The 13,099-nt window shown below is 61.1% G+C and carries 9 protein-coding genes; all 9 read left to right on the top strand.

Annotation, left to right across the window (positions count from 1 at the left end; all coding sequences use genetic code 11):
• Nucleotides 1-113: 113 nt before the first annotated feature.
• On the top strand, nt 114-1,295 hold the full coding sequence (locus tag OOZ53_RS06135) for an efflux RND transporter periplasmic adaptor subunit (protein ID WP_271088469.1): 1,182 nt from the start codon (nt 114-116) through the stop codon (nt 1,293-1,295).
• Between the two features lie 3 nt (nt 1,296-1,298).
• Entirely contained in the window at nt 1,299-4,424 is a 3,126-nt protein-coding gene (locus OOZ53_RS06130; RefSeq protein ID WP_271088468.1) for an efflux RND transporter permease subunit, read from the top strand.
• A 150-nt stretch (nt 4,425-4,574) separates the two neighbouring features.
• Nucleotides 4,575-5,678, top strand: a complete 1,104-nt coding sequence (locus tag OOZ53_RS06125; protein WP_271088467.1) for a hypothetical protein — start codon at nt 4,575-4,577, stop codon at nt 5,676-5,678.
• Between the two features lie 227 nt (nt 5,679-5,905).
• Nucleotides 5,906-6,913 carry a zinc-binding dehydrogenase gene (locus OOZ53_RS06120; RefSeq protein WP_271088466.1) on the top strand — a complete coding sequence of 336 codons (1,008 nt, stop codon included), beginning with the start codon at nt 5,906-5,908 and terminating at the stop codon, nt 6,911-6,913.
• A 247-nt stretch (nt 6,914-7,160) separates the two neighbouring features.
• The gene (asnB, locus tag OOZ53_RS06115) at nt 7,161-9,131 is read left to right on the top strand and encodes an asparagine synthase (glutamine-hydrolyzing) (RefSeq protein ID WP_271088465.1); all 1,971 of its coding nucleotides are present in this window, start codon (nt 7,161-7,163) and stop codon (nt 9,129-9,131) included.
• Nucleotides 9,132-9,147: 16 nt separating this feature from the next.
• A complete protein-coding gene (locus tag OOZ53_RS06110) occupies nt 9,148-9,411 on the top strand; it encodes an acyl carrier protein (RefSeq protein ID WP_271088464.1) in 264 nt (87 codons plus the stop codon).
• A gap of 35 nt (nt 9,412-9,446) precedes the next feature.
• A complete protein-coding gene (locus OOZ53_RS06105) occupies nt 9,447-10,997 on the top strand; it encodes a class I adenylate-forming enzyme family protein (RefSeq protein ID WP_271088751.1) in 1,551 nt (516 codons plus the stop codon).
• Nucleotides 10,998-10,999: 2 nt separating this feature from the next.
• The gene (gene nadE, locus OOZ53_RS06100; RefSeq protein WP_271088463.1) at nt 11,000-12,016 is read left to right on the top strand and encodes an NAD(+) synthase; all 1,017 of its coding nucleotides are present in this window, start codon (nt 11,000-11,002) and stop codon (nt 12,014-12,016) included.
• Between the two features lie 6 nt (nt 12,017-12,022).
• Nucleotides 12,023-13,087, top strand: a complete 1,065-nt coding sequence (locus OOZ53_RS06095) for a polysaccharide deacetylase family protein (RefSeq protein WP_271088462.1) — start codon at nt 12,023-12,025, stop codon at nt 13,085-13,087.
• The last annotated feature ends 12 nt before the right edge of the window (nt 13,088-13,099 follow it).

Genomic DNA, 13,099 nt, shown 5'->3' with positions numbered 1-13,099 from the left:
TTCGTTCATAGTATGTCATTGTTACTATTTTGTCGCCTCCGGAGAGAATTCAAGATGCTCCATAACAATGCCGACGGCAATCTGTCGAACAAATACCTGCCGGGATGGCGGTCATGACGGAATCCGGAGGGACCAGACCCGATACCGGATCGGACGGAAACGAACGAAGGCCTTCGACCTTGCAGCGCTGGGTCTGGATCCTTGTGTCCATCGTCGTTTTCAGCACCGTTGTTGTGTTTCTCATGTCGGCCGAAGACACCGTGGACGTTGAGCAGGTGACGACGGCGCCGCCATTGCAGCAGGTCTCCGTCGAAATCCGGCCCATGAGCGAGGAAACGGCTGAGATAACCGCCTTTGCCGAGGTGAGACCGCGCTGGTCGGCGCAGTTGCGTGCCGCGGTCTCCGGGCGCGTGCGCGATGTCACGCAAAGTGCCCTTGTCGGCGAGCGCGTCGAGAGCGGCACCACGCTTGTAACCATCGAAGACAGCCGCTACGTCGCCGAGCTCAGCGCCGCCGAGCTCGCGCTCAAGCAATCGCAGCTCGAGCTTCGCCGGGCGCAGAACGCCAACACGCTCGCCGTAAAGGAGCATGAACGGAACAAGGTCACGCCGCCCAACGACCTGGCGCTGCGGTTGCCACAGCTCGAGATCGCCAAAAGCGCCGTGAGTTCCGCCGAGGCACGGCTTGCCGCCGCGAGCCAGCAGCTTGACGATGCAACGGTCGATGCGCCGTTCTCGGGTTTCGTGACGGAGCGTTTCGTCAGCCCCGGACAGACGGTCAATATCGGCGATCCGCTGGTCAAGCTGGTCGACGACCGCACCTTCGAGCTGACCGTGGAGGTCAGCGCGCGCGACTGGGCGCTGCTTCGCCAGCCGCTCGCCGGCATGCCGGCGGACGTCCGCGACCAGAACGGCAGGACCATTGCGCAGGCGACCGTACGCAAGGCGGGCGGTTTCCTGGACGAGACAACGCGGCAATACAAGGTTTTCCTGGAAATCGACGAGCCGGAAGAGGGGACCGTGCTGTCCGGCGACTTCGTCCAGGTGGTTCTGCCGGGCGTGACCTTGCCCTCTGTCCTGAACATCGCCGCGTCTGCGCTCACAAAGGAGGGCGATGTCTGGTTCCTCGACGAGAGCGACCGGCTGCAGCGCATGAAGCCGCGGGTTCTGTTCCGCCGCGGCAACCGGATCATCGTTGAAACGGACACGGACGCGGATAATTGGCGGGTTGCCACGACCCCGCTCGTATCGTTCCTGCCGGGCCAGAAGGTCCGCGCCGTCGAGACGGGGAACTGATCCATGCACGCCCTGACCGGATGGTTCATCCGCAATCCCGTCGCAGCCAATCTTCTGATGCTGTTCATACTCTTCATCGGGACGATGACGGCGCTGTCGATCCGCATCGAAGGTTTCCCCCGCGTTCCCCCGGACAGCATTTTCATATCCACCGACTACCGCGACGCGCCGGCTGCGCAGGTCGACGAACTGGTAACGCGCAAGATCGAAAAGGCGCTTGAAGGCCTGGAAGGCGTTCGCAGCATTACCTCCCGGTCCGACAACGGTCTTTCAACGGTGACGGTGCGCCGCGCCGGCGGACAGGATCTGCAGAAGCTGCTCGACAAGGTGCGTCTCAGAATTGACGCGGTCTCTGACCTGCCGGCGTCGGTCAAGCGGCCGGTCATCGATTCAAGCGGCTATGACTTCCCGGCCCTTTACATCAACATTCACGGCCAGACCGACCCGTTGACGCTGCAGACGCTGGCCGAACGCTTTCGGGAGGAGTTGCTCGCCGAACCCGAACTTTCGCGCCTCAATGTCTGGGGTCTGCACGATCGCGAGATGCGCATAGAGGTCGAGCCGCGCACGCTCCAGCGCTTCAACCTGACGGTCGCCGATGTGGTCGGCCTGATACGCGCCAGTTCGCTCGATTTCCAGGCCGGAACGCTGCGCACGCTGGGCGGCAACATTTTCCTGCGCGCCGATGACCGCGCCCGGTTCTCGACCGAATATGCCCGCATCCCGGTCATTGAGCGCGCCAATGGCACTTCTGTGCTGCTGGGAGACATCAGCACCATCCGCGATACGATCAAGGAGGGCGAGTATCTTTTCCGCTTCAACGGCGCCCCGACGGCTGGCATGGAAATCCTTGTCGGGCGCAAGGAGAACCTGCTTCGCATTTCGGAAGTGGTCCACGAGGTGGTCGAGGCGTTCGCGCCGCAACTGCCGCCTAATGTTGCGATATCGGTTTGGGGCGATTCTTCGGACTACATCTCCGATCGTCTCAAGCTTTTGCGCAACAATGGCATTCAGGGATTGCTTCTGGTTGTCCTGATCCTGTCGCTGTTCCTCAATCTGGGTCTGGCCTTCTGGGTGGCGATGGGCATTCCCGTTTCGGTCATGGGCGCCCTTGCGGTCGCCGGGTCCAAATGGGTCGATTATTCGCTCAACGACGTCACAACATTCGGCCTGATCCTGGCTCTTGGCATCCTGGTCGACGATGCCGTGGTCGTGGGCGAGAGTGTCTACGAGGAGCGGCAGCGAAATCCCGACCCGATCCGAGGCACGGAAGACGGCGTTGCCAAGGTCGCCGTGGCAACCGTGTTCGGTGTCCTGACGACGATTGCCGCCTTTTTCCCGATGCTGCTTCTGGACAATCCGCTGGGCAAGGTGCTGGCGGGCTTTTCCGGCATGGTCATCTTCGCATTGATCTTCTCGCTGATTGAAAGCAAATTCATCCTGCCGGCACATTTGGCCCAGATGGATTTGAACCGGAAGCGGCACTTCTTCATTGCGCGGCTCTGGGGACGTGTCCAGGCACTTGCCAGGGGCGGCCTGATCTGGTTCCGCGACCGGATCTACGCACCGCTGCTGAAGAGCGCGATCCGGCACCGCTATGCTACCCTGATCCTTTTCTTTGCAGCCGGAACGTTGGGGCTTGGCCTCATCGGGCTCGGCAAGGTCAAGACCGTGTTCTTTCCCGATGTGCCGGGACAGATCATTACGGTGAGCCTGAAGATGGATGCGCGCGCGCCGTTCCGCCTGACGCGGTCGAACATCGAACGCATCGATGCGATCGGTGCCGACCTGAACGAGGAGCTGCAAGTACGGTACGGTCTCCGGAATGCCCCGATCCGCACCACCTTCCTGACGATCTCGGACGCCGGTTCGGCGGAACTCTATGCCGAACTCACGCCGGTGGCGGAGCGGCCGGAACTGGGCGTTCTGGACATTTTGAACGAATGGCGCGCCCGAACCGGTCCGGTCGAGGGTGCGACAGAGCTGCAATTCACCGGATCGGAAGAACTGGCGGGCGGCTTCAGGATTCGCCTGTTCTCGAAGGACGTGGAACTGTTGCGCCGCGCCAGCGCTGACGTGCAGTCCTATCTCGGTTGGATCGAGGGCGTCGACAATATCCGCGACAGCATGGAATCCGGTCAGCCGCAACTGGAAATCAAGGTGAGGCCCGAAGCGCGCAATCTGGGCTTCGACGCCGAGACCCTGGCCTCCCAGATCGGCTATTCCTTCGGCGGGGCGGAGGTGCAAAAGGTCAACCGCAACGGAACCGAATTGCGGGTCATGGTGCAGAATGAAAGCAGCGCGCGCGACACGGTGGACGATCTACTGCAGACACGGGTTCGCAGCAAGAACGGGCGGTGGATCCCGTTGCCTTCCGTTGCGGAGGTCAACAGCGGTTACGTGGATGGAACCATCCACCGGCGAAACGGCAAGCGCGTCAACACCATCGCGGCATCGATCGACCGCTCGATGGTCGCGCCGGAGGAGGTCGCTCAGGCCGTGTTCGAGCAGCTTGTTCCGGAACTTGCCGCGCGCTATCCCAGCGTGCAGATCGAAAAGGCCGGCGAACTGGAGGAAATGGGCGAGATCCGCGGCGGCATGCTGCGCGCATTGCTGCTGGCGGCCGTGCTGATCTATGTGCTGATGGCCGTGCCGCTCAAATCCTACTGGCAGCCCTTTGTCATCCTGGCCATCGTCCCGTTCGGCTTCGTCGGCGCGGCCATGGGCCATCTGATCATGGATATTCCGCTGTCGCTGCTGTCGTTTTTCGGCATGCTGGCGCTGACCGGTGTCGTGGTCAATGACAGCCTCGTCATGATCACCCGCTACAATCAGGGACGTGAGGCCGGGCTTTCCGTGGCGGATGCGATCCATGACGCCGGGACCGGCCGCTTCCAGGCGATTTTCCTGACGACGGCCACCACGGTGATCGGCCTGATGCCTCTGCTGACCGAAACGTCCGAACAGGCGCAATATCTGATCCCGGCAGCTGTGTCGCTGGCCTATGGCGAATTGTTCGCGACGGCTTTGATGTTGCTGCTGGTGCCGGTGCTCCTGGCAATAACCGAGGATGTGAAGGGCCTTTTCGTGGCTGGGCAGCCCGCCGGAACGGACCGGGCCAGAGCCTGACCGGCCCAGGGCAGGCGTTGGTGCGCCGCACCGACTTAACCACTATTTAATCGGAGACTGAGACGATCCTGGCGGGCGGACAAAGCCGGGCCGCGACCGGTCATTCAGGACAGACAATTGCTGCACGTCGAAAAACAAGGGAACGCGCCGTTGGCATCGGCGGCCGATATCCGGCCGTTGGAGCGGTCTGACATTCCCTCCGTTGCAGCGCTTTACCAGAAGGTCCTGTTGCGTTCGAATAAGCCTGCGCCCACCTCCCTGGGAACCTATCTTGAAGAGGTTTTCCTCGATCATCCCCGCTTCGATGCGGAGTTGCCTTCCCGGGTCTGCATCGACGCAAAGGGGGCTGTCGACGGTTTTATCGGGGTGCTCCCGGCACCCATGATGCTCAATGGAAAGTCCGTTCGCGCTGCGGTCGCCGGCTCACTCATGGTCGGCAATCCGGCTGAAAATCCGCTTGCCGGCGCACGTCTGCTGCGGTCTGTCCGCTCCGGACCGCAGGACCTTTCCATCAGCGAGACCGCCAACGACGTTTCCATGGGCATGTGGGAACAGCTCGGCGATCCTGCTCTGCCGCAATACAGCCTGCAATGGGTGCGGGTCTTTCGTCCCGCCGGCTTCGCCACCGCCGCGCTTGCGGAGCGTTTCGCTGCGGCGCGGCTGTTGCGACCGATCGCATCCCTGACGGATACCGTCGCCAGACCCCTCTATCGTGGTGCGCTGGCAACGGACGAAAAACCGAAGCGGTATCGCTTGAAGCCGCTTGAAGGTCCGGAACTGATTGCCTGCCTGCTCGAACTGTCAAAGCTGCATGCGCTTCACCCCGATTGGGACGAAGAGGCGCTGCACTGGATGCTCGATCACGCGGCGTGCAAGCGGCGCCATGGCGCGATGCACAGCCATGCCGTTGAATCGCCAGGCGGCAAGCTGCTCGGCTGCCACATCTGTTTCGCACGCCCGGGCGGTATCGCCTGGACCTTGCAACTGCTCGCCGCTCCGAAAGCCGAGGCGACCGTCATTGCCAGCCTGCTCGATCACGCGCAGCAAACCGGTGCGGTCGCCATTCGCGGGCGCGTCATGCCGCGCATGGTGGGGCCGCTCATGCGGCAAAAGGCATTCTTCCTCTGCAATGCCTCGACCGTCATCCACACCAAAAATGCGGAGATTCAGGCCACTATCGATGCCGGCGATGCCTTCATCACGGGCCTGGCCGCCGAATCCTGGATCAGGCTGATCGGCGACCGGTTCGAATAACCGCACAGACGCCGATCGATCTCCCGATTGAAATCGGCATCCCTGCGCCAGGAAAGTTCCAACCGGCCTGATGTTTTTCCATGTCTATTCGCGGTTGCTGCCCGCTCTGATCTGAGTTTGCATAATGTTTGTATAATTTATTGCATAAAGTTTGTATAATTATTAGTATGACGCACCGCCGCGTCGGGAAGCACGAAGAAAAACGAATAAGCAGGGAGCCGATATCAATGTCACAAACCAACCGCGAATGGGTCATCACCGAGTATTCGGGAATATCCGGGCTTGAATTGCGTGAATACACGCCGGCCGATGCAGGTCCGGGCGAGGTCCGCTTGCGGACCGAGGCATTTGCCCTGAACTGGGGCGATATGGACCTGATGCAAGGCCGCTACTCATTCAACTTCAGCCAGCTCCCCGCGCGCATCGGCTGCGAGGCGGTGGGGATCGTCGATCAGATCGGCGAGGGCGTGACGAATATCGAGATGGGCGCGCGCTACTGCACGCTTCCCTATTTCTACGACATGAAGGGCGCCAGCGGCGACACCGTGTTGATCGATGCCCGCTATCTGACAAAAGCGCCGGATGGCTTGAGCGCCGTCGAGGCCGGCTCCATCTGGATGCAGTTCATGACGGCCTATTATCCGATCGCTGAATTGGCCAAGGCTGGTCCCGGCGTCAATATTCTGGTCACCGCCGCGACGAGCACCGCCGGCAGTTCGGCGCTTCAGATCGGCAAGATGCGGGGTGCCAACATGATCGGCACCTCGCGGTTTGACTACAATCGCGACTACCTTCGGGAAGCCGGCGCCAGCCACGTCTATTTCGGCGAGGGCGAAGGCCTGCCCGATGCGATCATGGAATTCACAGGCGGCGAGGGTGTTCATGCCGTCTTCGATTCCATCGGCGCCGGCATGATCGCCCAATACAGCAAGGCCCTTGCGAAGAATGCGCAGATTTTCACCTATGGTACGCTCGATGAAAAACTTCCCGAACTGCCGATGATGGACCTTTACCAGGCCAATGCGACCTTCAAACCCTATTCGCTGTTCAATTATATCGAGGACGCCGCGTGGAAGGAAAAGGGCCTTGGATTTGTCTATGCGGCCCTTGCGTCGGGGCAGATCCAGCCTTTTGTCGACAAGGTTTTCCCGATGGAGGAATACAAGCAGGCCTGGGCTTATCTGCGTGAACCGCGCAAGAGCCACGGCAAGGTCATGATCAAGGTCTCCGACTGATCATGTGACGCCGGATCGGGAATCTGTGCGCGTTTCACCGGGGTGATGTTTTTTGGTGTGCACCGAACAGAGCGGGCTGTGACCCTTACGTTGGAATGGCGTTAACCAAATAGAGCTTTCCGCTCCAAATGAACGGATTTGCAACCTTTTTCTGCGATCCTTCCGCATTGTGTAACCGTGATCGCGCCGCCCCGCTGGTTCGGCCGATAGACGTTGTGTGCGTAAAACCGGCGGTTGGAGGCGTGCGATGTGTGGCATCGCCGGCTATTTCGGTAAACCGGCAACGGTGCTCCCGGAGGCCAAAATCCTGGACGGAATGGTTGGTGCCATCGCGCACCGGGGCCCTGATGCGCGCGCGACCCGCGTGCTTGCCGGCGCCGGCCTTGGCCATGCACGCCTGAGCATTATCGATCTTGCCGGCGGCGCTCAGCCGATGGCAAGCGAAGATGAATCCGTCTGGCTGAGTTTCAACGGCGAGATATTCAATCACGTCGAACTGCGGGACGCCCTTGTGGATCAGGGGCACCGGTTCCGCACCAAGTCCGACACGGAAGTGATCCTTCGGCTCTACCTGCAAAAAGGCCTCGACTGCGTCGAGGACCTCAATGGCGATTTCAGCTTCGCGATCTGGGATGCGCGGAAGAAACGGCTGATGATCGCGCGCGACCGTATGGGCGTGCGTCCGCTGTTCTATACGCAGAACAATGGCTGTCTCTACTTTGCGTCCGAGGTCAAGGCGCTGCTGCAGGTTCCGGGCATCGCAGCCGAACTCGATCCCGTCGCGCTTGACCAGATCTTTACCATGTGGTTCCCGCTGGCGCCGCGCACGGCCTTCAAGGGCATCTCCGAATTGCCGCCCGGCCATGTTCTGACCGCGACGCCGGACGCAATCAACGTACGCCGCTACTGGCAGCTCGACTATCCCGATGCCGATGGCGAAGGGTCCTTTGCCGGGCGCAGCGAAGCCAGCCTCGCCGAGGAACTGCGCGCCCTCTTGTTCGATGCGACGCGGATCCGTTTGCGTTCCGACGTGCCGGTCGGTGCTTATCTCAGCGGCGGTCTCGATTCATCGATCATTACCGCGGCCGTCAAAAAGATCACGCCCGACGCGCTGCGCACATTCTCGGTCGCATTCGAAAGCGGCGAGTTCGACGAGCGCGAACAGCAGCAGGAGATGGTGGCGGCACTCGATACGCGGCACGAAGAGCTGATGTGCACGCAGGCCGATATCGCCGATGCGTTCCCGTCCGTAATCCGGCACACGGAAACGCCGATTCTGCGCACGGCGCCGGCACCGCTTTTCGGCCTTTCCGGGCTGGTGCGCATGTCGGGTTTCAAGGTCGTATTGACGGGCGAGGGGGCCGATGAGGTCTTTGCCGGCTACGATATCTTCAAGGAGGCGAAGCTGCGCCGCTTCTGCGCCAGCCAGCCGGATTCGCGTTTCCGCCCGCTGCTCTATCGCCGCCTCTATCCTTATCTGCCGCAACTGCAGAACCAGTCACAGTCATCGCTCGCTGCGTTCTTCAGCGCCGGCGGTATGGCGCTGGACGACCCGCTCTATTCGCATCTGCCGCGCTTCCGCACGACGTCGGGCACGAAGCTGTTTTTCTCGGAGCAAATGCGGAGCGAACTGGGTGATTACGATGCGCTGGCCGATCTGCGCGAGAACCTGCCGGCCGATTTCACCCGCTGGCATCCGCTGTCCCAGTCGCAATATCTGGAAGCAGCCCACCTGCTTCCCGGATACATCCTCTCCTCGCAGGGCGATCGCATGTCGATGGCTCATTCCGTTGAGGGGCGCTATCCGTTCCTCGATCACCGGCTTGTCGAGTTTGCGGCGCGTATTCCGCCGCGAATGAAGATGCGGGCACTGCGCGAGAAGCACATCCTGCGCGAAAGCGTCAAGGATCTCCTGCCGCAAACCATCTCCGACCGACCGAAACAGCCTTACCGCGCGCCTGACAGTCAGTGTTTCACCGGTGCGGATGCGCCGGCCTATGTCGATGATCGGCTGTCCAGGCCGGAGATCGAAACCGCCGGCTATTTCGATGCCGGTGCGGTGGAAAAACTGCTGGCCAAATGCCGCAAGCGCCCAAATGTCGGAACGCGCGACAACATGGCGATGGTCGGAATCATTTCAACCCAGCTTTGGCACCACGCCTTTGCCGAACGTGCCGAGACGGAACACGCACGCGCCGAGCCAAGGGCCGTCGCTTAAATACAGGAGCTTAAGAATGCAGGTCGATGTCAGATCCGATGTCCGCGAATTCATCGTCGACAATTTTCTCTTCCGGGAAGACCGCGAAACCGTGTCGGACACCGAATCGCTGCTCGAGAACGGTTTGATGGATTCGACCGGAGTCCTTGAACTCGTTGCCTTTTTGGAGAGCGATATCGGTATTGAGATCCAGGACAATGAGATCGTCCCGGAGAATTTCGATTCCATTGAAAACATCTCGAACTACGCCAACGCCAAGCTGTCGAAGAACAGCAATTAAGCGGCCGCGGGTCGCAGAAGTGACAGGGATCAATGATGCGCGTTGAAGACTATCTGCGGGCGAATGCCCGGCGGTATCGCGACAAGGAAGCCCTTATCGCGGGGCCGGTGCGGCTGACCTATGGCGAGATCGATGCCGCTTCCGACCGGCTGGCCGCCGCCATGGCGCAGGCGGGCCTGAAACGCCATGATCGCGTCGTCGTGTTCATGGACAATTGCTGGCAGGCAGTCGTTGCGATCTTCGCGGTTCAGAAGGCCGGCGCCGTGGTCTCGCCGGTCAATCCGTCGACCAAGGCCGACAAGCTCGCCTATATCCTCGACAATGCCGGTGCCGCAGGCATCATCACGCAGGCGCGCCTCACAAGGACCGCTGATCAGGCGGCGGAGCAGGCGCCGTCCGTAACGCTGAAGATCGCATCGGACGAAAAAGGGCAGGGCCTGCCCGCCGGCTATCTGACTCTCGAGGAAATCCTCGATGACGATAGAGGTCTTGAATTGCCGTTCGCCGGCATTGTCACGGATCTTGCCATGCTCGTCTACACATCCGGGTCGACCGGCTTTCCGAAGGGCGTGATGATGACCCATCAGAACGTCGACGCTGCCGCCGGTGCGATTACCACCTATCTTGAAAACACCGCGGACGACGTCATCCTGAATGTCCTGCCGATTTCCTTCGATTACGGCCTGTACCAGATCCTGATGGCTTTCCGCGTCGGCGCGACGCTGGTGCTGGAGAAATCCTTCGCCTTTCCGCAGGTCATTCTCGACCGGATGACCGAGGAAAAAGTCACGGGTTTTCCGATCGTTCCGACCATGGCTGCGCTGATCCTGCGCATGAAAAGCCTGGAAGCCGGTTCCTTCCCGCATCTTCGCTATATTTCAAGCACAGGCGCGGCGTTCGCGCCGGCCGTGATCCAGCAGATGCGGACGCTGTTTCCCGGTGCGCAAGTCTATTCGATGTACGGCCTGACCGAATGCAAGCGCTGCACCTGGCTGCCGCCATCCGAACTCGACCGCCGGCCGGGCTCCGTCGGTATCGCCATTCCGGGCACCGAAGCCTATGTCGTCGACGACGACGGTCAGCGGCTTCCCGCCGGCAAGGTCGGCGAACTCGTCATTCGCGGTCCGCACGTCATGAAGGGCTACTGGCACAATGAAGAGGCAACCGACAAGGCGCTGAAGACGGGCATCTATCCCTGGGAGAAGGTGCTGTACACCGGCGATCTCTTCCACGCGGACGAGGATGGCTTTCTCTATTTCGTCGGCCGCAAGGATGACATCATCAAGACGCGTGGCGAGAAGGTCAGTCCGAAGGAGGTCGAGAACGTCCTCTACGCGATGCCGGAAATCAGCGAGGCGGCGGTCCTGGGCGTGACCGACACGGTGCTCGGAAGCGCCATCAAGGCCATTATCGTTGCCGCGCCCGGTGCGCAGCCGACGGAAAAGGACGTGCTGCGGCACTGCGCCCGGCACCTTGAGGATTTCATGGTGCCGAAACAGGTCGAGTTTCGCGATTCGATGCCGAAGACCGATTCCGGAAAGATCAGCCGGCGGCTTCTTCAGGAAACACTGGAAGCGGGGGAGTGACCATGAACCTGGTCGAACCACACCTGTCAGCGAAGAATGCAAGCCGGGATTTCTCGGCGCAAACGCTGGTACTGGACGCGCCTGCCGAAACCGACAGGATCGCGGCGCGGATCCGCGAGCAGGTCCTGCGCGATCTTCGCCGTCGTGGCGTCGTCGTCGGTCTTTCCGGCGGCATCGACAGCAGCGTGACCGCCGCCCTGTGCGTGAAGGCGCTCGGTCCGAAGAAGGTCATTGCGATCCTCATGCCCGAAAAGGATTCCGAGGATGAAAGCCTGGTGCTCGGCAAGCGCGTTGCCGACGAACTCGGCATTGAATGCGTAACGGAGAATATCGAGCCCATACTGACGGCGGCCGGCTGCTATCGCCGCCGCGATGCGTTCATCCGCAAGCTGGTTCCCGAATTCGGCCCCGGCTGGGGCTGCAAGATCGTGCTTTCCAACGCGCTTGAGAGCGGCGGCATCAACATCTCGCAATTGGTGGTGGAATCGCCCGAGGGCGAGCAGCAGAAGATGCGCATGCCGCTTGATGTCTATCACGGCGTCGTCGCGGCGGCGAACATGAAGCAGCGCACCCGCAAGCAGCTTGAATATTACCACGCCGACCGGCTCAATTGTGCAGTCGCCGGCACGCCCAACAGGCTCGAACACGATCAGGGCTTCTTCGTCAAGAATGGCGATGGCGCGGCGGATCTGAAACCCATCGCCCATCTCTACAAGAGCCAGGTCTATCAGCTCGCCGAGCATCTTGATGTGCCCGAGGATATACGGCAACGCCCGCCGACGACGGACACATGGTCGCTGCCGCAGTCGCAGGAGGAGTTCTATTTCGCGCTCCCCTATCAGCAGATGGATCTGTGCCTTTACGGCCTCAACAACAATATCCCCGAAGAGGCGGTTGCCGGGGCTGTCGGGCTGACGAGCGAACAGGTTCAGCAGGTCTGGCGCGATATTGCCGCCAAGCGCCGGGTCGCGCACTATCTGCATGCCGCTCCGCTGCTTGTTGAGTACGCGCAGGAGTAGTCCGGCATGATCGACAACAAGGAAAAGCTGCGGAAAATAGTCTTCAGGAGCCTGAGCGCCAGTCGCCTGCCGCAGATGCTGCGGCCGTTGCTGGGTGGAGAGGGCGCGATCCTCATGGCGCACCGGGTGACCGCCGCGCCGGGAACGAAATACGGATTCAACAGCAACCTGATTGTTCATCCCGAGTTCCTCGATGAACTGATCGCCGAAATGAAGGCGCAGGGCTTCGGTTTTGTTTCGCTCGACGAGGCTGTCGATCGTATCGGCAAGGGCAGGGATGGCGGGCGTTTCGCCGCGATTACGCTGGATGACGGATTTCGCGACAATCTGACGGAAGCGCTGCCGGTGTTTGAGAAACACGGCACGCCGTTCACGGTTTTCATCGCGCCCGGCCTGACCGATGGCGACGTCGAGCCCTGGTGGGAGATCGTCGAGGCGGCGGTCGAACGCAGTGATAGCAATGCCCTGGAAATGGCGGCATCCGGTGGTGTCCTTTCGTTTGATTGTTCCACCGATGAAGCCAAGGCCGATGCGTTTGAGGAAATCTGCCGCGTCCTTTCCGAGGAAATCGACGAGGCGGATCAGGTTGCGGCGGTCCGCGGCCTGGCGGGCAATGCCCGCGTCGATTGCGGCAACTTCCGCCAGGCCCATCTGATGAACTGGGATGAAATTCGCGGCCTCTCGGCGCATCCGCTGTGCGCCATCGGCGCGCATACGATCAACCACTACAATCTCCGGCGTCTTTCGCGGGAAAACGCGCTCTGGGAAATGTCGGATTCGGCTGCGGTCCTGGAAGAACGTCTGGGTGAGCGCCCCCGCCATTTCGCCTATCCTTACGGGTTCGAGAAGGCCGTGGGCGAACGCGAGGCGCAGCTTGCGAAGCTTGCAGGGTTCAAATCGGCGGTGACCACGCGTCATGGCGTGATCCAGAAGGAGCATGCCGGACATCTGCACACGCTGCCGCGCATATCGGTCAACGGCCGCTACCAGAACATCGACTATCTCAACGCCATGCTTTCCGGCGTGACGACGCCCATGGCCAATCGTGGCCGCACGGTGGTGACCGTCTGACGGTCTGCAGTT

The sequence above is a fragment of the Allohoeflea poritis genome, assembly GCF_027889715.1.
In the GTDB taxonomy this organism is placed as follows: Bacteria; Pseudomonadota; Alphaproteobacteria; order Rhizobiales; family Rhizobiaceae; genus Hoeflea_A; species Hoeflea_A poritis.
Note: the sequence above shows the minus strand (reverse complement) of the source record. Positions and strands in the feature narration are given on the sequence as shown.